Raw genomic sequence first — 17,912 nt, 5'->3', positions numbered from 1 at the left:
GTCAGCCAGCAGGGTGACCGGCGTTCTGAACCTCTCTGCCAGGTAGAAAGCCTCCACGGTAAGGTAAAACGCTTCCTGGGCGCTGTTCGGCGCCAGGACTATCGTCTCGTAGTTCCCTCCCTGCGTCGGGAAGCGCGTGTTATAAAACTCGCCCTGGCCGGGGGCGCCGGTGATACCGCTCACCGGGCCCACCCTCCCCGAGTTAAGCACCACCACCGGTATCTCACTGGCAATCGCCCATCCATACGGGTCGGCATAGAGAATATAGCCCGGCCCCGAGGTACCCGTCATCACCTTCAGACCTCCCAGGGCGCCCCCGATACACATGTGCATGGCAGCGCACTCGTCCTCTGCCTGAAGGTAATAACCACCCACCTCCGGCAATTTTCTTGACATCGCTTCCGCCAGTTCCGTAGCCGGAGTTATCGGATAGCCGGCAAACATCCGGCAACCGGCAATCACCGCCCCTTCGGCGATGGCGAAGTTACCTGTTTCCAGATACTTTTTCATGCAAATGCTCCCTTCCGTTCCGACCGGTGATATCTTTGACATCAATAGCATAATCAGGACAGGAGAAGAAACACTTCAGACACCCGATACACCTGTCAGAACTTTTCGCTTCCACCGGCCGGTAACCCTTCTTATTGAAAGTAGCTGTCGGGGTGATGATACCCAGCCCGCAGACCTCCATGCAGTAGCCGCACTCTTTACAATTTTCGGGATAAACCGTCACCTCAAAGAGCCTGGCATCACAGTACAGGCAACGCGCCGCTTCCTCAATTGCCTGCTCTTCGCTGTACCCCTGCTCGATTTGCCTGAAATTATTCGCTCTAGCCGTTGCCGTCAAGAGCGGCATCGGCACCCGCGGTTTCACTTGCGTGTCCAATGGCGGTACATCAACCTCTTCCTCCGGGGTGGCTAGCTCCTCATCAATAGCACCCTCGCCGCCCAGATATCGATCAATCGATACCGCCGCTTTTCTGCCCTGGGCAACCGCCTCGATAATCGAAGCCGGACCGCTGACCACATCGCCCCCGGCAAAAACGCCCGGTTCTCCCGTCGCCAGTGTTTCCGCGTCCACCATAACCCTGCCGCCGCTGACCTCGACACGGCCAGTGCTATCCAGGAAACCGAGGTCTGCCGTCTGGCCGACCGCCAGGATCACGTTATCAGTCTCCAGCTTAAAGGTATCATTTTCATCGCACACAGGATTAAATTTCCCGGTTTTATCAAAAACGGAGACACACTTTATAAAGTCGATACTGTTGACGCTGCCATCGCCGTTAATACGGCCGGGCGCCCAGCAACCATAAATGGTAACGCCTTCCTCCCTGGCGCGGGCGACCTCCCAATCATGCGCCGGCATCTCTCCTTCTTTCTCCAGGCAAACCAGAGCAACTTGGGCCGCACCCAGACGGCGGGCGACCAGAGCCACATCAACCGCCACGTTGCCGCCACCAATCACAGTGACCGCACCCTTAAGCTCCGGTTTTTTACCCAAGGCGACATCCCGCAAGAACTCCCACCCCCAGAGGACACCCGGCCTGTCCGAACCTTCGACCTGGATTCTGGCACTCTGGTTAGCCCCGGAAGCCAGAAAAACAGCGTCATATTTCTTTTTCATTTCGTCAAGGGCTATATCCTTCCCGATGGTTGTATTGAGCTTGAATTCCACACCCAGACCGGCAATTTCCTTAACATCCCGGTCAAGCTCCGCTTCCGGAAGCCGGTACTGGGGGACTCCATAACGCATCATACCCCCCGGTTTGGGAAAGGAGTCATAGACCGTAACCGCATGCCCCTGGTTGGCAAGATAATAGGCCGCGGTCAGTCCCGCCGGGCCGGCGCCGGCAATAGCCACCTTTTTACCGGTACTGGCAGCCGGTCTCTTGTTCCTTTTCCAGTAGTCACCGCCTCTATCCACCGCCGCCCGTTTCAACGCCCTTATCGCCAGCGGGTCGCCAAGCTGCCGGTAGGCGCAGACGTCCTCGCAAGGAGCGAAACAGGCATTAGCGCAAACTGACGGCAGGGGCAACTTCTCCCGGTTGACGGCTAACGCTTCATCAAATCTGCCCGCCTTGATATAGCGGATATACCTGGGGACATCAATCCCCACCGGACACGCCTGGTTACAGGGTGCCGTAACAAAGTTCTTTCTCTGGACTCTCATTAATCTCTGACTCTGCGCTCCTTTCTTGCCTTTATGACTTATTATCGCATTTTTCCAGGCCGATGGGAAAGTTCCGCCACGGTAGACATCAATCCCGCCTTAATGATAAAGACTATTCTGTTACCGGTTTTTAAGAGCGAAAGGGTCTAGCCTGTCAATGCCCCGGAAACAATCAGTCCCCCGGCGTAACGCAGAACACGTATTGCTGCTTTCTATTTCCCGCCGATAACCTTCCCGGCAAGCATATAGGCGATAATATAGGTGATGAAGCGGTACCAGATTACGGAACCCGGAGGGATACAGATATAAGAGAGAGCGTCAAAACCGCTCCGGCCAACCTCAAGAGACAGCTTCAGTATCTCATAGTCGGTCATACCCAGCGGGTCCGCCAGTATCCCCAGCTCCGGGGCACCCAGGACATCCATATCATAGTGCACGTAGACGGCATCCGTCCCGTCGTGGGCGTAATGAAGCTCCTGGCAGACCTTTTCGATTCCCATCTCTCTCAGCTTCCACATCGGGTACCAGTGTGTTCCTTTTTCCAGGAAGAACCTGACTCTTTCCTTGTCTTCAAGCATACCCCTCTCACCAATCTCGACCAGGTTCTTCTGCTGCACATTATTGTGTTCATACAGCTTGGTTTTCCAGTTAGAAGCCCCGGCAATCCTGGGGTCGCCGGTCAGGCGGTCCCTCTCTCTGATATCCCAGTGGGTATCAATACTGACTACCCCCATGTTGCCTCTGGCTCTCTCGGCGACCGCTTTGCCCACAGCATAGGAACTGCACGGAGAGTTCTGGCCGATAACTATGGCGACCGCACCAGCATCAAGAGCCTGACCGACCTTGGTCTCGACGGCCTGCTGGGCTTTGAGAATACCATCAGCAGTCAGCCCATCTTTCAGCTCCGGAGGCAACTCCGCGTCCCCGAAATCAACTACTCTCAGATGTTCAAACAGCTCCAGGTCAAATTCCTGGATGTAGCCCGAGCTATAGCGGATTGACTGCTGCCTGACCCTCTTCGCCGCGGCGCTCCATTCTTTTGTCGCCGTTCCGTAATACATATCTGACTCTGTAGCCACGTAAGTGCTGCCGATGATAACCACATTGGCACCTTCCAAATCCTGCGCCGTTGCTGCGTATGGTTGCCCCATAAAGGTCGGCATATCGGCTTCAATCATCGGCAGGCCCCCTCCAACCGGTGGCTCCCATTCCGGATACGCCATCATAGTCCCTCCTTTTCCACTCTTTTCACTCGTCTTAGACTAGTACTTAGTTTCAGCATTCCGAGTAATCATCACACCGTTCGTCCTGAGCCTGTCGAAGGGCGCCGTTGTGGTTCGACAAGCTCACCACGAACGGCTTCATTAGTACGCTTTTCAAAATAACTTAGTACCAGCGCGGTAAAAATTAAACGGACATACCCGAAGCTATTACCTCTTCACGCTTCCGGTTAACACCATTATAACAATCAGACAAGAGTCAGGGCAACCGGGACAAAGCGGTATATTTTCGAAAATAGCTGTTACAGAAACCACCATTAAAACAAGCCCTTATCCTTCAGGCTCAAATAGTCTTTATCACAGACGATGACATGGTCCAGGACGTCAATACCCATAATCTCACCGGCTTCAGCCAGCCTTTTGGTCAGCTTTACATCATCTTCTGAAGCCTCCGGGTTACCCGACGGATGATTATGCACGAAGATGACCGAAGCCGCGCTGCCGGCAACCGCCTCTTTGAATACTTCCCGGGGATGAACAATACTGGTATCCAGACTGCCAACTGAAATCTCGGCGACCTTTATCACCTGCCCCCTGGTATCCAGCAAAAGGGCCAGAAAATGCTCTTTCTTTTTACCCTTTAGTCTGCCCCTGACCAGATTCGCCACGTCATCCGGGGTCTTCACGGGCAGCTTTGCCTCAGGTTCCACAGCGCCATCCGTGCGGTTAGCCAGCTCAAAGGCGGCTTTAATCTGGGCCGCCTTGGCAGGGCCGATACCCCTCACCCCGGCCAGCTCCTCCACCGTGGCACCAGCAATCCCCTTGAGTCCGCCGAACTGGCTTAACAACCGCTGCGCCGTTACCGTGACTGACTCACCGGCGATGCCGCGGCCCAGCAACAGGGACAGTATCTCCTGGGCGGATAATGCCTCCACGCCAAACCGCTGCAATCTTTCCCTGGGCCGCTCCGAGACAGGCAAATCATGGATTGTAAATGACTTTTTCACCCGTTCTCCCGTTTAGCAAACTCAGAACCGCAGGCCACAGGTCAGGCAAAAGCTTACCCGCCAGCCTGGTAGATGATGTGATTATCACCGGTGATACCCCGGTGGTCACCGGTGCCGGCTGGTATTGCCGGGTAACGTACTCTCTCCATAAAGCATCCAGTCCGTCCATATCGAAACCATAGACTTCAGTCAGGGCGTCATCATAGTTGCTACCCTGACTGAAAGCGTTCAACATCTCGAGCATCTGACTTTGCCCGTAATTACGAACGAGAAACTCGACCAGGCTGTAACTCTGGGCATAGGACAGATTAGCTTCCTGAGCGTAAGAAGAAAAGGGACTGGCCAGACTGCGCACTGAAATAAGTTTATCTTCAGTCAGGGCATTCTTGAGAAGCGCAACATGCCCCGGCTCCAGTTGCCCTTCAGCATACATTGCCAGACCTTCATTTAGCCAGACCGGTAGTCCTCCATACGGATTAAAAGTCATCTGGTGGACAACCAGATGCGTCAGCTCATGGATAGTCGCCCTCTTTCCCCACTCCAGATTGTTCGAGGAGATACCGATAGCGATGATACCATAACGGCTGAAGGCCACACCTCCCGTCCATTCCTGGGGAAAAATCATCGCGCCCTGCAGGTCACGGGGGTCCGCATAAATATATATCTTGACCGGCTTTTTCAGAAAGGCGCCGGTGTCCTCCTCCAGCCGGATCAGCGCCCCTTGAGCCGCCAGCATTATCTCCCGGGCAAAAGACAGGTCTCCCCGGTACCAGTATATCGTCACTTTCCCCTCAGTCAAGCTCTTCCAGGGATAACGCTCGTCATCAAAATTAACTACCACCGGCGCGGTTTCCTCTCTGTCACCCCCGGCATCCGTGACCGTCCACCAGTACTCCACAGTAGACCCGGTAGGCATTCCACCGGTCCTCCTCATATCCCAGGTCCATTGAACATCAACAGTGGTAGCCGGTATGAATTCGACATATACTTCACTGGTGACATCGGCAAAGCTGTCACGGTCAACAGTATAGTGCAGACGGATGTCAGTAATATTGACATCACTCTCGGCGGATAGATTGAAGTGAAGCTTAAGCGGAAACTCCGCCACCGCCGAGTTCTCTAACACGGTTAGTCCACCCTGAGCCTGCACCAGGCTTGAACCCGGTAAAGCCAGGAGCAGCGAAAGAAACAGAGCTAATGCGCCGAACTTTTTATTCATTCTTACCTACCATAGACCTGAGATACGCGGTGATGAAACCACCGAGGTCTCCATCCAGTACGGCATCTGGATCACCGGTCTGATAATCAGTCCGGTGGTCTTTTACCATCTTATAAGGATGGAGCACATAACTTCTAATCTGGTTGCCCCAGCCAGCGCTGATCCGCTCTCCCTTAAGCTTAGCCCTCTCCTCAGCCTGCTTGCTCAACTGTAACTCCAGCAGACGCGCTTGCAGGATCCTCATGGCAATATCCTTGTTCTGGTGCTGGGAGCGTTCGCTCTGGCAGTGTACCGCTAACCCTGTTGGCAGATGGGTTATCCTTACCGCACTGCTCGTTTTCTGCATGTGCTGTCCCCCCGGCCCGCTCGACCGGAATACATCAACCCTCAATTCGTCAGGCTCTATCTTGACATCAACCCCGACCTCGGCTTCCGGCATAACTTCCACCAGAGCAAAAGAAGTGTGCCGAGCGTGGTCGGCATCGAAAGGAGAGAGACGCACCAGGCGGTGGACGCCGTGTTCCGATTTCAGATAGCCGAAAGCATAGTCCCCGCTAATCCCAATGGTGGCACTTTTTATTCCGGCTCCCTCCCCCGGTGAAACCTCCAGCACTTCAGTTTTATAACCGCTGCGTTCCGCCCAGCGCAGATACATTCTCATCAACATCTCCGCCCAGTCCTGGGATTCGGTGCCCCCAGCACCGGCGTGGATGGTCAGGATAGCATTCCTGACATCGTATTCACTGCTGAAAGCCATCTCCAGTTCCAGTTCGTCAAGACTGGAGGCAAGCTGCTCAATCTCAGATTGAACCCCCGCCGCAAGTGAACTGTCCCCTTCTTCCTCAAGAAGAGTAATTAATTCGGCAATATCAGCCCCTTTTTTCTCCAGACCCCGCCAGCTTTCAACCAGCTTTTTCTGTCCGGCTATTTTTTGCATTACCCTCTGCGCTTTATTCCGGTCTGACCAAAACTCAGCTTGAGCCGACTCTCTTTCCAGTCCGGCAATCTCTTGTTCCCGTGATGTAATGTCAAAGATGCACCAGAGCAATAGAAATCCTGGTCCGCAAGTCTGTCAATTTGTCTTTAAGTTCCTGCACTGGCGACCTCCTCAAACGCCCTTGAAAAGCTCAAAGGCACTACTATAACCGGCCATACTATTTCCCGTGATACGCTGGTTCGAGCGCTCTCATCTCCTGCCCTGATTTAAGAGCGCCTCCCGCCGCCAGGTGGGCCAGCCGTGCTGGCTCCGGTAAACGATAACCCCGGCAGCACGCCAGCGTCCAGTAGATAGCCGTTTTCAAATCAATCTTGTGACCTATGGAAATATAGACAGGCTTTACCCCAGGTCTGGTTCGTAGAGCCGCTCCTACAACCTCACCCCTATCGATTATCTCCGCATAGCTGCCCGGCTCAACTCCAGGCTCTTCATAATGACCGCAGAGCAGGGATTTGGCACAACCGATTGCCGGTGTATCGAGGAAAAGCCCCAGATGAGAGGCCAGTCCCAGCCGTCGCGGGTGGGCAACCCCCTGACCGTCAACAAAAAACAAATCAGGGGTAATATTCAGTTCTTCACAGGCTGCCAGGACCAGCGGTGCTTCCCGAAAAGACAGATAACCCGGAACATAAGGAAAGGCGAGCTTGCCACGGACCACTCTTGTTTCTACCAGTTTAAGGTCGGGATAGCTCAGCACAATCACCGCCGCGGTAGCCATCTCCCGTGCCTTCCCAACAGCTAAATCCACCCCGCCGATAAAGCGAGGAGTAAAAACCTCGCTCTTTCCGGACACCTGGATTGCCAGCTGCCGCTGTAACTCCGTAGCCCGGTCAATACCAATCTCCCAAGTGTGCAGCTTTTTCACCTTCACACGCCAATTATAACGACTGTACAACCTCTTGACAACTTTCTACTTATCTTCCTCGCGCTTCTCGCAGTCGGAAAAGCACCTCAGCAGCATGACGGAGTAGCCCTGGCAAAACTCACATCCTTCTTTTTCCTTCCCGCACAAACACCAGCAGGGCAGTCGCAATCACCGCCATCAATACCAGTAGCTGCCAGGCAATCCGGTATGAACCTGTTATGTCAACAAGGTGACCGAAGATTGGCGGCCCTGTAATGCTGCCAATGATAGTGATTGTGGCCGCCATTCCGGTTACCGTTCCCGCCAGCTTTTTACCGGCCATCTCTCCGACCAGCGTCAGGTACAGGCCAGCCCAGCCGATACCGGCAAATCCCAGGATTAGGCAGAGGAGGACTATTACCCCCAGCGAGCTACCCGGTCCGAGGAAGACAAAGACCAGACCAACAGCGGCGGTGATACCGCTCATTAAGATAAAAAGCCCTTTCCTTTTTCCATGCCAGAGGCGGTCGCTTACCAGCCCTGAGAGCAGGCGGCCAAAAGCGCCGCTGCCTTCTAACGAGGCCAGCAAAAATCCGGCCGTTATCACGGGAAGCAGAAGCACCTCTTCCGAGTAAAGCACGAAGTGCGCCATCGCCGAGAATTCAACGAAAGCCATGAAAAAACCGGCAAACATGACCAGCCAGATTTCACGACCCCTGAAAATCTCCCGTACGCTCACCTGTGCTTCAGAATCAACAGCCGGTTTAGCAGTTACGGGGTTAACATCCTGTGGGGGTGGTTTATAAAGCACAAATGAGACAACGCCGATTACTACCGCGATAAAACCAAGTCCCAGAAAACCGTAGCGCCAGCCCACGGCCAGCGCCACTGCCGGTAAAGTAGTTGCCGTGATTATCCCACCGACATTGAGCGCCGTTTGCTTGACTCCCATAGCCGTGGCTCTCTCCTTTAATGGGAACCACTCCAGCACAGCCTTGGTCGTCGACGGCATCAGACAGCCCATTCCCAGCCCCGCCAGACCCATCAGCACCAATCCCTGGGTAAAGGTGGTCACGGTAAACATACTGGCGACGAAAATACCACCAATCACCTCCCCGACCAGCAATAGCCAGCGAATCCCGACTTTGTCGACCAGCCAGCCAGCCGGTATCAGGGTAAGCATATAGCCAAAGGCAGCCGCCGACATCAGGAGACCTACCTGAGCCGCTGGTTATCCCCAGTTCCTCCTTGAGAAATGGCGCCAGCGGGCCGATGCTTAGCCTCTGCATGAAGGCTACGATATAAGCCAGCCAGCAAACCCCCAGCACCACCCAGCGGTACCGGAGACCGGGCACAATTGACCTGTTCATAAGCTCCTTTAACGATGATTACGTTATCACGAACCCCTGGCTTCAGCTTCCGGCGTCATAATGCCGAGGGCGGCAATAAGGGCGATACACAACAAGCTGGGATAACCGATGCCGACAAACACCCACAAAATGACGGTGAACAGAAAGATACCGATAGTTGTCATACCGGCGGCGGTTAGCAGCCCGACAGGTGATAGCAGCACAAAAAAAGATAGCACCGCGACTGCTATCGCCGGTGCTATCCACCAGGTACCTTTCACCTAAACCCCCTGTCAAATCCAGGTCAATTTTACGTCTGTCTTTTCAGGGCATCAGCGTCGCCGGTCAGGGTTTACCCGGCAGTCCAGCGGCTTGTTATCATTTAACGGTTGTCAACTTCCGCAAGACCTCAGCTACTTTCCTGGCTGCTTTTGCCCGGTGGCTAATCCGGTTCTTCACCTCGGGGGGTAATTCAGCCATGGTCTTACCCATCTCAGGCAGGCAAAAGATGGGGTCATAGCCAAATCCCTGCCCTCCCCTCGGTTCGAAGGCGATAATCCCCCCACATTCACCGGAATAAAGACCGATTTCTTCTTCAGGTGTTACCAGGGCGATAACACACCGGAAACGGGCGGAACGCTTCTCCCAGGGTACGTCCTTCAAACGGGACAGCAAAAAGTCTACCCTGTCCCTGTCAGAGGCATCCTCACCGGCATAGCGGGCTGAGAGTCGACCGGGCTCGCCACCCAGGGCATCAACCTCAAGTCCGGAATCATCAGCCAGCGTCAATAGATGGCTCTCAGCCGCCAGGATTGCCGCCTTTAACCTGGCATTCTCTTCCAGGCTGGCTCCCACCTCATCAACAACGGTGGTTATTCCTAGCTCGGCCGGAGTCACCAGTTCCAGCGGAACATCACTGAGCAGACTTCTATACTCAGAGACCTTGGCCCGGTTACCTGTAGCCAGAAGGAGCTTTTCACTCATTAAAGCCAATCGAACGGTTACCCCTGAAGGCTATTTAGTAAGCTCGTCAATAGTCATCGCCGCCAGAGTCATCGTCTGCAGAGTCCCCCTTGACCCCAGCTCCACGGCTACTTTGGCTACGGTCTTGTTGTCCGGGGCTTCCAGGATATTAATAAAGTCATAGGGGCCCATAACAGCGTACTGTGCCTTTATCTTGACCCCCATAGCCTCGACTTCCTTATTAACCTCCTGGATGCGCTGCGGATTACTCTTGATCGTTTTCCTGCCCTCATCGGTTAAATTGCTGAACATGATATAGACCGGCATGGTGCACCTCCTCCTTAAGTTTCGTGGACTGCTATAATACCCCTTTTCCCGGGTAAAGTCAACTGAAATCCGGCACAAGGTACACTCAAGAACTATCAGTCTAGGTCGGTAAATCTCCCCTGCAGCTTCTTCATTACCTGAGGCATGGTCGTGTATTCCATCTCCTCCAGAGGCAGGCGGTGCGGCTCGAACGGGCCATGAGCACGCATGTAATCAGCGGCATCATTAGCTTTTTGGCGGGCGTTATCAAAAGACTTGTCATCGAACATATCACGGGGTCCCACCAGTTTCCCGTCAGAGATCTGGAAACCGGCCGCTGTTACCCTGGGCGGCCCATCAAAGCGGGACGGTGTACTATCACAGATAGCCACCGGCATCAGCGGACCGTAGTGTGAGCCGCGCATCCAGCCTTCCACCAGTACCGGCATGGTAAATGGCTCGAGGATTTCTCCTACTGCCGGGAACTGACCCTGGGCACGGACGATGCACACCGGGTCATCCTTCCCCACGTAGCGGCCGGCAATGAGAGCCAGTTTCTGAGTGGAAGATACGGCCGCTATTTCATTGGTTCCACGGTGGTAAACCGCTTTCACCATATAGCGTGCTGCCGCCCCGATAAAGACCAGCATGTCATAAATTTCCTCAGGGGTATGAAAAATTATCTTTTTACTCTCTTTAACATCATGTACCTCAAAGGAATAGCCCCCGTGCATGTTCTCGGCAATAACCAGACCGATAGTGTTGAACGGGTCAGCAAACATCTTATACAGGGGTATATTCCAGGCCCCGGATGATGTCTTGTCCGCCATAAAAATAATTACTGGCTCAGACACCCTCTCCTCAAACTCCATCTCCGCCAGCCCCGGCCCCATTCCCTTAACATTACCCGAGAATGCGTCCGCCAGTAAGTCCTGCCCGGCACCGTAAAGCTTTAACTGTTTAGCCAGGTCCGTACAGGTAACGAAAGTATCCCAAGCCAGTTTATGAATTTTCTCACTCGCTTCACCATGCTGGTGGGTCATAATCAACTGCAGGTCATCCCCGCATTTTGTGACGTGATAATCAATCAGCAACCCGCCTTTCTTAGCTTCGGCCAGGCATTCATCAGCCTTAGCGATAAGGTCGGGGTGAGTCTCAGAATGGCCGACATAGCCTCCGATATCAGCCTTAATCACACTCAGCGTTACTTTCATGGTTTCCTCCTTAATTATTGAATTGTTAGCTAGTAATCAAACCCCGCTCGTGCTTTTACACCCTTATCGTAAGGGTGCTTAACATTCAAACATTCGGTGACCAGGTCAGCAATCTCAACCAGCCTGGGGTCAGCCATTCTCCCGGTAAGGATAAGTTCCACATTAGCTGGCCTGTCCTCAATCAGTCTGACCACCTCATCCAGCTCCACCAGCTTCCAGGCAATGGCTACATTCACCTCATCAAGCACCACCAGTTCATAATCACCGCTCAAAGCCGCCTCACGGGCTACTGCCAGAGCCTGGTGCGCCTGTTCTATCTCCTCGGGCTTCACCCGGGCTGGATTGGTAAAAGTCCTGAAACCAAACTTGGCTACTTTGACATTGGGTAATTTAGAGAGGGCTTCCCATTCACCTTGTGAATATTCCCCTTTCATAAAAGCAACCACGCATACTCTCAAGCCATAGCCTGAAGCCCGGAGCACTGTTCCCAGGGCAGCAGAAGTCTTGCCTTTACCTTCACCGGTGAAAATCTGGACAAGACCGCCTTTCGAAAATTCGGCTGGTGAAAAGCTATTTGATGACGCTCTTTCTGCCAAACTGCTCCTAAAAAGATGAAAGACCTTTGGAAATTAATCCAGGATGCCGCTTACGATATGAACAGTTTAACAATCTGAAGCCAATCCTGTCAAGGAGCCATAGGTGTGGTTCTGTTTGCATTTGGTTGGTTTTATTTGTCATTGCGAGGAGGCGTAGCCGACGTGGCAATCTGAGAGGTGAGGTATACCCTTCCCCACACACAGATTGCTTCGCCTTCCGCCTATAGCGGAATGGTCTCGCAATGACACCGCCAACCAATCCCCGAATAATGCCATAGGTGTCACTAATAAGGCAATCCAGTTCACTGGAGGAGAGTAACCATGGCACATATCATGGATGATAGTCCGGAGTAAGCAATGCCGCTTGGCAGTGAGTAATTTATTGCGACCCCGTAGCTTGCTGAATGGCTCTCTCAAGCTCCATCGGAACATCCGTACCAATTCTAAACTTCTTGCCTGTTCTAAGCTTGATTTCCACAGCAGAGAAGCCGGACACATTATAGAGCCAGCCGTGAGGCGTTAAACGGATACCCCAGCCATAGTAAAACGGGTTCTTAACGACACGGCACGATTCTATGTCATGCAAATTAAATCTTTTGCGGACCAGACCGGGACCGAATCTCACTTTCAGGTCGTCCTCCCGGATGACTACAGTGAGCGTGGAGAATAATAGTAAAAATACCGCAACGATAATCAACACAGCGACAGCGATCCAGTTGGTACCGGTATTAGCGAGGATAGTCCCAACTAAGACAATTGCCGCTACCATCGCTATGATGACCAGATAACCGACTTGTGTGTGTTCGTATCGTTTCATCGTGCTTCACCGCCACAACTATTATACCCACTTTACGGTAAGTTGTTGCACTGCTTCATATGAATATTGACGCATTTATTCCCGGATTAAATCCGCTCGTATCTCTGACTTTTATTATATCATACTACTGAATCGAGGCTGGATTCTTGACAAAAAAGGGGGAATCGTGGCATTGTTAGTAAGCTCCTTAAAATTCAGTACCGGGTATCCCCTGGTGGGAACGAATAAATATTTTGGAGGCACGACTGATGAGCAAGGTTACCGGCGGACAATTGGTGGTCAAGGCTCTCAAACAGGAGGGAGTCGATACTATTTTTACATTGTGCGGCGGTCACATCGACCCGATTCTGCAAGGCTGCATCGATGAAAAGATACGTGTCATCGATGCCCGGCATGAGCAAGCGGCGGTCTTCATGGCTGACGGTTGGGCCAGAATCACCGGCCAGCCCGGGGTAGCCCTGGTTACTGCCGGACCCGGCGTTACCAACACCATCACCAGCCTCTGGAGCGCTTCCGAATGCTTCAGCCCCGTAATTGTTTTCGGGGGCAGAAGCGTTCTCAGCCAGTTCGAAATGGGTTCCCTCCAGGACATGGACACACTGACCCTGGTGGACTCGGTTACCAAATGGCGGCGGGGTGTCTACGAGACCAGGAGAGTCCCGGAATATGTCAGCATGGCTTTACGCCAGGCATTGAGCGGTAGAAAGGGTCCGGTCTATCTCGAAGTACCCTGGGACATCCTCAGAGCTGAAGTGGATGAGGAAGAAGCGCCACTATCGCAGAACTACCGGACTACCGCCCGGCAGCAGGGAGATCCTGCCCAGATAAAGAAAGCCGTTGACCTGCTGCTCAAAGCCGAGAGGCCGATTGTAATCGCCGGCAGCGGAGTTAAATGGTCGGGGGCTGAGAAAGAACTCAAGGAATTTATTGAAATGGTCAAGCTGCCGCTGACCCTGGGGCAGATGGCGCGGGGAGCCGTCCCCGAGGACCATCCCCTGTGCTTCGGGCCGACCCGTGTCGGTACCCGTCAGGCCGATGTCGTCCTCATCATCGGAACCCGTCTCAACTTCCAGCTCGGCTTCGGCCGTCCGCCGCTCTTCGGCAGCGATGCCAGGTGGATTCAGATTGACATCGAACCTACCGAGGTCGGACATAACCGCCCCATCGAAGTCGGCATCATCGGAGACGCTAAGGCAGTACTCCGGCAACTGATTGATGAAGCCCGTGATAGATGTAAGGGACGGCAGGAAATACCCTGGATAGCAGAATGCCGGGATTACATCAAGGAACGCCGGGAGCAGGCGGAAATCAACATGAACTCGGACAGCTTGCCCATTCACCCGGCCCGGATGTGCAAGGAGATCCGCGACTTCCTGGACAGGGACGCCTATATCATCACCGACGGCGCTGATGTTACTCTCTGGGGCGCCACCATACTCAAGTCTTATGAGCCGTCACACTGGCTTGATAATTCCCCCACAGGATGCCTGGGACTGGGCCAGTCCTTTGCCATCGCCGCCAAACTGGCCCACCCTGATAAGCAGGTGTTCCTGCTCAGTGGTGACGGCGCTTTCGGGCTGAACGCCATGGAGTTCGATACCATGGTACGGCACAAGATTCCGGTGGTCTGCGTCGTCGGCAATGACGGCGCCTGGGGGCAGATTGTTCAGGGACAACTGGCCAAGGGGCCTGACCGTCTCATCGCCACCCAGCTTGGCTTCGTCCCCTACGCAAAGATGGTGGAGGGCCTCGGCGGTTACGGAGAGACGGTGGAGAAACCGGAGGATATCCGCCCTGCCCTGGAGCGGGCTTTTGCTTCCGGCTTACCCGCCTGCATCGATGTGCACTGCGCCAGTGTGGGCGGACCCAGCCGCCGCGGACGTTGAAGAGACTGGAACCCGCCTGATTAAGCGATAATTTAAAGAACAGAGCCTGTACTTGGAAAGGTACAGGCTCTATATTTTCAAGTTCGTGTTTTACCCGAAAACCCCTCAAATCCCGTCCCGAAGCACCCTCCTCAGCACCTTGCCCACCTGTGTCTTGGGGATTTCGGCGATGAACTCCACTTCCCGGATTTTTTTATAAGGGGAGACTCTCTGTTCGCAGAAGCTGATCAGCTCCTCAGCGCATGGCTCGCAGCCGTCCTTCAGCACCACGTAAGCCCGTGGTATCTCCCCCACCGAGGCATCCGGTCGGCCGACCACGGCGCACTCTTTCACCGCCGGGTGCTCGTAAAGCACCGCCTCAATCTCGGCGGGGGCAATGGTATAGCCCTTGTACTTGATTATCTCTTTCTTACGGTCGACGATAGAGAAGTACCCTTCCCCATCCATCGTGGCCAGGTCCCCGGTATGCAGCCACCCTCCCTCGAATGCTTCCCTGGTATCCTCAGGTCTGTTCAAGTAACCTTTCATCACCTGGGGGCCCCGGATGACCAGCTCTCCCACTTCACCCGGCGGCAACTCGAACTCCCCTGTCTCTTTATCGACAATGCGGGCATCGGTATCAATTACCGGTATCCCCACCGTCCCCGGCTTGACCCGTTGCGGCGGGCTGTTATGAGTCTCGGGGGACGCTTCACTCAGGCCGTAGCCCAGAACCATGGTAACGCCGGTGATCTGCTCCCACCGCGTCTTGATTTCCGGCGGAATCGGCATTGCCCCCGCTTTGATGTAGCGCAGGCTGGAGAGGTCATATTCCGTTATCAGCGGGCTGGTGGTCAGCATGGTGAACAGGGATGCCGCGCCGTAGATGACGGTCGCCTTTTCCCGCTCGATTGTCTCTAGCAACTCCTGCGCACTGAAGCGGGGGAATATCACCACCCTGGCACCGGCGTACACCGCCGAGATAACGCAGGTGGATGCCCCCCAGCTATGGTAGAAGGGAAGCACGCCGATGACAACGTCTTTATCATTCCAGCCGAACCAGGCGGCGTTCTGCAGGGCATTAGCCACCAGGTTGTAATGGGTCAGCATCACACCTTTAGGCAGGCCGGTAGTCCCGCCCGTATACTCAATAGCAGCGACATCTTCCTTTGTGTTTATGTCAAGCTCAACCGGATCCGGTGAGTAGTGGGTCAGTATTTCCGCCAGTGCCACCGTCCCGGTAACCCCTTCCGCATCAGTCAGAACCGCTGTTTTCAGCCCGGTCTCATCCCTGATTTCCTTTACCGTGGGGTAAAGCTCCCGGCTGGTGATGACAGCCACCGCCTCAGAATCGTTAAGGTGGTGCTTTAACTCCCTTCCTTTATAGAGAGGATTGGTGGGAACAACGGTAGCGCCTGCTTTTAATATCGCATAATAGCCTGTGACGAACTCCAGGCTGTTGCCCAGCAGCAAAAGTACCCGGTCTCCCTTCTTAACTCCGTAGTCGTTAAGTCCCGCCGCCAGCTTGCCGGTGGCAATATCCAGCTCGTGATAGGTCAGGCTGCTCCCCTGACAAGTGTAGGCGACCCGGTCAGGGTACTTCCGGGCGCTGCCGGTGAGTAACTCAAAAAGGGGTATTTCAGGGTAATCGATATGGCGAGGCACTCCCTCCGGCCAGAACTTGAACCACGGTCTATCACCAGGTACCTGCATTCGCATTCTCCTTTCTTTCTAACAGCAAAGATTATCTTTGCACGAACCGGAAGACGGACCGCAGGAGACTTCTTTCTTACCGGTCAACGCCGCCCGGATCATGGCGGCGGCACAGCCCACTCCGCTATCCACGGTGATGGCGTTGGTTGGACAATTAAGCTGACAGGCGCCACACTCCATACAGGCCTCATAGTTAACAATACGGGCTTTGCCGTTTTCCGGCTCAAAAACCTGCTGGGGGCACACGGTCCAGCACATCGCGCAACCGGTGCATAGGTCGGCATTGTAACGAAGGGTATTTGTCGCATACGAGCTTATCATTTTGACCTCCTCTACTTCAAAGTAAGTTCAGTGCTATGCTCAGGATAACTCCGGCAATCAGTATCCCGGCCATCAGGCGCAGATAGCGATACATCTCCCGCCGGACGCCGGTCTTGGAAGTGAAAGTCGTCGAGCCGGTAAAGTTCAGCGCCACAAAAGCGGTCACCGGTGACCAGATTAACACATAGCTCAGCCCGCGTCCAATCTGCTGCCACAATACGGCGTTGGCCTCTCCCCGGGATACTTGCGCCAGGAAAAGTACAGCCATCACCAGAGCACCCAGGACAAATCCCTTGGTGCTGAAATCACGGGTGGGCAGCCAGGGCAGGAAAACCGGGAACAGAACAACCCCGGCCAGGATTGCCGATATTCCCGCCAGGGATGTCCAGAGTCCACCCAGAAAGTAAAGCGCCACAGCCAGTACCAGCATCGGCAGCATGACACCGACCAGCTCTACCGGAATCAGGACAACGCGGTCAGACAGAGTAAAAGTCACCCGGCGCATCTCAGGCGTAACCTTGCCCGTCTCCAAAAATTTCTTCAGGTCAGCCGCCCGCACCGGGCCGTATTCCGCTTTGAAACCCGAGCGCTTTCTTACTTCATGCGCAGCCACTCCGGCAGCGCCCAGCTGCGGTAATATCAAGCGGCGGTGATGCACCACCTCACCAAGGCTGGAAGCGGCGATGCGCTTTACCAGTTCACCGGTACCGAAGGTACCTTTACCGGCAGCGCACCAGACATTGATACCGCCGGTATCGAGCACTAGTATATAGCCGTCAGTCCCGCTCAGCGCCGACCTCAAGGCGTCAAAGCTCAGGGTATAGTTAGCCGTGACGAAAACAGGCGAATCGGCGGCGGGATTTCCCAGCGCGTAGAGTCCGGGCTCGACGCGGTGACCAGAGCGGTTAATACGAAAGCGCGCCAGGAAATGGTCCCAGCGATTGGCCAATGTTATCTTCGAAGTAGTAGATGGCAAAGTCATCTGCATAAATTTGCCCTGCTAGCGCCTCTACAGGAGTACTATAGCTATTTTATCACAGTACGGGGTATGAATGAAGCACCTCCCCACACCCAGATTGCTTTGCCGGAATGGCAAAACACGCGTTTTCGTAGCAATGACAGCATCAATGAGAACCGAAGGATAACCGGGTAATTGGTAGAATCGCTGGCATTCCTACTCGATGGTAATCACCGGCCGGCGCCTGAGCACAATAAAGATACCGCTCAGAATCAGCAAGCCGCCGGTTAGCTCATTAACCGTGGGCGTCTCCGCCAGTATCAGGCTCCCCAGCAGTGTCGCCCCTACCGGCT

17 protein-coding genes and 1 pseudogene are annotated in these 17,912 nt (G+C 54.2%); 1 reads left to right on the top strand and 17 read right to left on the bottom strand.

The features are described 5' to 3' along the window. From Q8Q07_02135 to Q8Q07_02070, 14 genes and pseudogenes are all read right to left on the bottom strand, one after another. Positions 1-510 (bottom strand): 3-methyl-2-oxobutanoate dehydrogenase subunit beta (locus Q8Q07_02135; GenBank protein ID MDP3879091.1); only part of this gene is annotated, 510 nt, incomplete at its 3' end. Then, entirely contained in the window at positions 485-2,170 is a 1,686-nt protein-coding gene (locus tag Q8Q07_02130) for an FAD-dependent oxidoreductase (GenBank protein MDP3879090.1), read from the bottom strand. The genes Q8Q07_02135 and Q8Q07_02130, both read right to left, overlap by 26 nt. A 212-nt stretch (positions 2,171-2,382) precedes the next feature. Beyond that, the gene (locus Q8Q07_02125; protein ID MDP3879089.1) at positions 2,383-3,396 is read right to left on the bottom strand and encodes an arginase family protein; all 1,014 of its coding nucleotides are present in this window, start codon (positions 3,394-3,396) and stop codon (positions 2,383-2,385) included. A 311-nt stretch (positions 3,397-3,707) separates the two neighbouring features. Next, on the bottom strand, positions 3,708-4,397 hold the full coding sequence (gene radC / locus Q8Q07_02120) for a DNA repair protein RadC (GenBank protein MDP3879088.1): 690 nt from the start codon (positions 4,395-4,397) through the stop codon (positions 3,708-3,710). Continuing rightward, positions 4,372-5,616: a peptidase MA family metallohydrolase gene (locus Q8Q07_02115; protein MDP3879087.1), complete on the bottom strand. Its 1,245-nt coding sequence runs from the start codon at positions 5,614-5,616 to the stop codon at positions 4,372-4,374. The genes radC and Q8Q07_02115 overlap by 26 nt, the downstream gene beginning before the upstream one ends. Beyond that, a protein-coding gene (gene prfB, locus Q8Q07_02110; protein MDP3879086.1) for a peptide chain release factor 2 occupies positions 5,609-6,713 on the bottom strand; the annotation gives its coding sequence in 2 pieces (ribosomal slippage) (positions 5,609-6,646 and positions 6,648-6,713; 1,104 coding nt in all). The genes Q8Q07_02115 and prfB overlap by 8 nt, the downstream gene beginning before the upstream one ends. Before the next feature lie 57 nt (positions 6,714-6,770). Next, positions 6,771-7,478: a deoxyribonuclease V gene (gene nfi / locus Q8Q07_02105; protein MDP3879085.1), complete on the bottom strand. Its 708-nt coding sequence runs from the start codon at positions 7,476-7,478 to the stop codon at positions 6,771-6,773. 118 nt (positions 7,479-7,596) lie between these two features. Next, positions 7,597-8,670: pseudogene (locus Q8Q07_02100) on the bottom strand (MFS transporter). Positions 8,671-8,853: 183 nt separating this feature from the next. Next, the gene (locus tag Q8Q07_02095; GenBank protein MDP3879084.1) at positions 8,854-9,087 is read right to left on the bottom strand and encodes a hypothetical protein; all 234 of its coding nucleotides are present in this window, start codon (positions 9,085-9,087) and stop codon (positions 8,854-8,856) included. 97 nt (positions 9,088-9,184) lie between these two features. After that, positions 9,185-9,790 (bottom strand): RdgB/HAM1 family non-canonical purine NTP pyrophosphatase, encoded by a 606-nt coding sequence (gene rdgB / locus Q8Q07_02090; GenBank protein ID MDP3879083.1) that lies wholly within the window; start codon positions 9,788-9,790, stop codon positions 9,185-9,187. 30 nt (positions 9,791-9,820) lie between these two features. Continuing rightward, the gene (locus tag Q8Q07_02085) at positions 9,821-10,096 is read right to left on the bottom strand and encodes a GYD domain-containing protein (protein MDP3879082.1); all 276 of its coding nucleotides are present in this window, start codon (positions 10,094-10,096) and stop codon (positions 9,821-9,823) included. 95 nt (positions 10,097-10,191) lie between these two features. After that, complete coding sequence (gene fbp / locus Q8Q07_02080; protein ID MDP3879081.1) at positions 10,192-11,289, bottom strand: fructose-1,6-bisphosphate aldolase/phosphatase; 1,098 nt, start codon at positions 11,287-11,289, stop codon at positions 10,192-10,194. A gap of 29 nt (positions 11,290-11,318) precedes the next feature. Further along, entirely contained in the window at positions 11,319-11,885 is a 567-nt protein-coding gene (cobO, locus tag Q8Q07_02075) for a cob(I)yrinic acid a,c-diamide adenosyltransferase (protein MDP3879080.1), read from the bottom strand. Between the two features lie 379 nt (positions 11,886-12,264). Beyond that, positions 12,265-12,702: a hypothetical protein gene (locus Q8Q07_02070; protein MDP3879079.1), complete on the bottom strand. Its 438-nt coding sequence runs from the start codon at positions 12,700-12,702 to the stop codon at positions 12,265-12,267. A gap of 248 nt (positions 12,703-12,950) precedes the next feature. Between Q8Q07_02070 and Q8Q07_02065 the strand changes: the two genes are divergently transcribed. Next, positions 12,951-14,588 (top strand): thiamine pyrophosphate-binding protein, encoded by a 1,638-nt coding sequence (locus Q8Q07_02065; protein ID MDP3879078.1) that lies wholly within the window; start codon positions 12,951-12,953, stop codon positions 14,586-14,588. A gap of 105 nt (positions 14,589-14,693) precedes the next feature. On the opposite strand, the gene Q8Q07_02060 is transcribed toward Q8Q07_02065, so the two are convergent. From Q8Q07_02060 to hgcA, 3 genes are read right to left on the bottom strand one after another with little or no spacing between them, the layout of a single operon-like run. Then, on the bottom strand, positions 14,694-16,280 hold the full coding sequence (locus Q8Q07_02060; protein ID MDP3879077.1) for a long-chain fatty acid--CoA ligase: 1,587 nt from the start codon (positions 16,278-16,280) through the stop codon (positions 14,694-14,696). An 18-nt stretch (positions 16,281-16,298) separates the two neighbouring features. Beyond that, positions 16,299-16,601 (bottom strand): mercury methylation ferredoxin HgcB, encoded by a 303-nt coding sequence (gene hgcB, locus Q8Q07_02055; GenBank protein MDP3879076.1) that lies wholly within the window; start codon positions 16,599-16,601, stop codon positions 16,299-16,301. A gap of 16 nt (positions 16,602-16,617) precedes the next feature. After that, positions 16,618-17,589, bottom strand: a complete 972-nt coding sequence (hgcA, locus tag Q8Q07_02050; protein MDP3879075.1) for a mercury methylation corrinoid protein HgcA — start codon at positions 17,587-17,589, stop codon at positions 16,618-16,620. Positions 17,590-17,912: the final 323 nt, after the last annotated feature.

The sequence above is a fragment of the Dehalococcoidales bacterium genome, from assembly GCA_030698765.1.
Lineage (GTDB): Bacteria > Chloroflexota > Dehalococcoidia > Dehalococcoidales > UBA2162 > JAUYMF01.
Note: the sequence above shows the minus strand (reverse complement) of the source record. Positions and strands in the feature narration are given on the sequence as shown.

Coding starts and splice junctions, on each gene's coding strand:
- Q8Q07_02125 (MDP3879089.1), bottom strand. CDS start 3,396: ATGATGGCGTATCCGGAATGGGAGCCACCGGTTGGAGGGGGCCTGCCG.
- hgcA (MDP3879075.1), bottom strand. CDS start 17,589: ATGCAGATGACTTTGCCATCTACTACTTCGAAGATAACATTGGCCAAT.
- Q8Q07_02115 (MDP3879087.1), bottom strand. CDS start 5,616: ATGAATAAAAAGTTCGGCGCATTAGCTCTGTTTCTTTCGCTGCTCCTG.
- Q8Q07_02085 (MDP3879082.1), bottom strand. CDS start 10,096: ATGCCGGTCTATATCATGTTCAGCAATTTAACCGATGAGGGCAGGAAA.
- Q8Q07_02065 (MDP3879078.1), top strand. CDS start 12,951: ATGAGCAAGGTTACCGGCGGACAATTGGTGGTCAAGGCTCTCAAACAG.
- rdgB (MDP3879083.1), bottom strand. CDS start 9,790: ATGAGTGAAAAGCTCCTTCTGGCTACAGGTAACCGGGCCAAGGTCTCT.
- Q8Q07_02070 (MDP3879079.1), bottom strand. CDS start 12,702: ATGAAACGATACGAACACACACAAGTCGGTTATCTGGTCATCATAGCG.
- hgcB (MDP3879076.1), bottom strand. CDS start 16,601: ATGATAAGCTCGTATGCGACAAATACCCTTCGTTACAATGCCGACCTA.
- Q8Q07_02130 (MDP3879090.1), bottom strand. CDS start 2,170: ATGAGAGTCCAGAGAAAGAACTTTGTTACGGCACCCTGTAACCAGGCG.
- fbp (MDP3879081.1), bottom strand. CDS start 11,289: ATGAAAGTAACGCTGAGTGTGATTAAGGCTGATATCGGAGGCTATGTC.
- Q8Q07_02060 (MDP3879077.1), bottom strand. CDS start 16,280: ATGCAGGTACCTGGTGATAGACCGTGGTTCAAGTTCTGGCCGGAGGGA.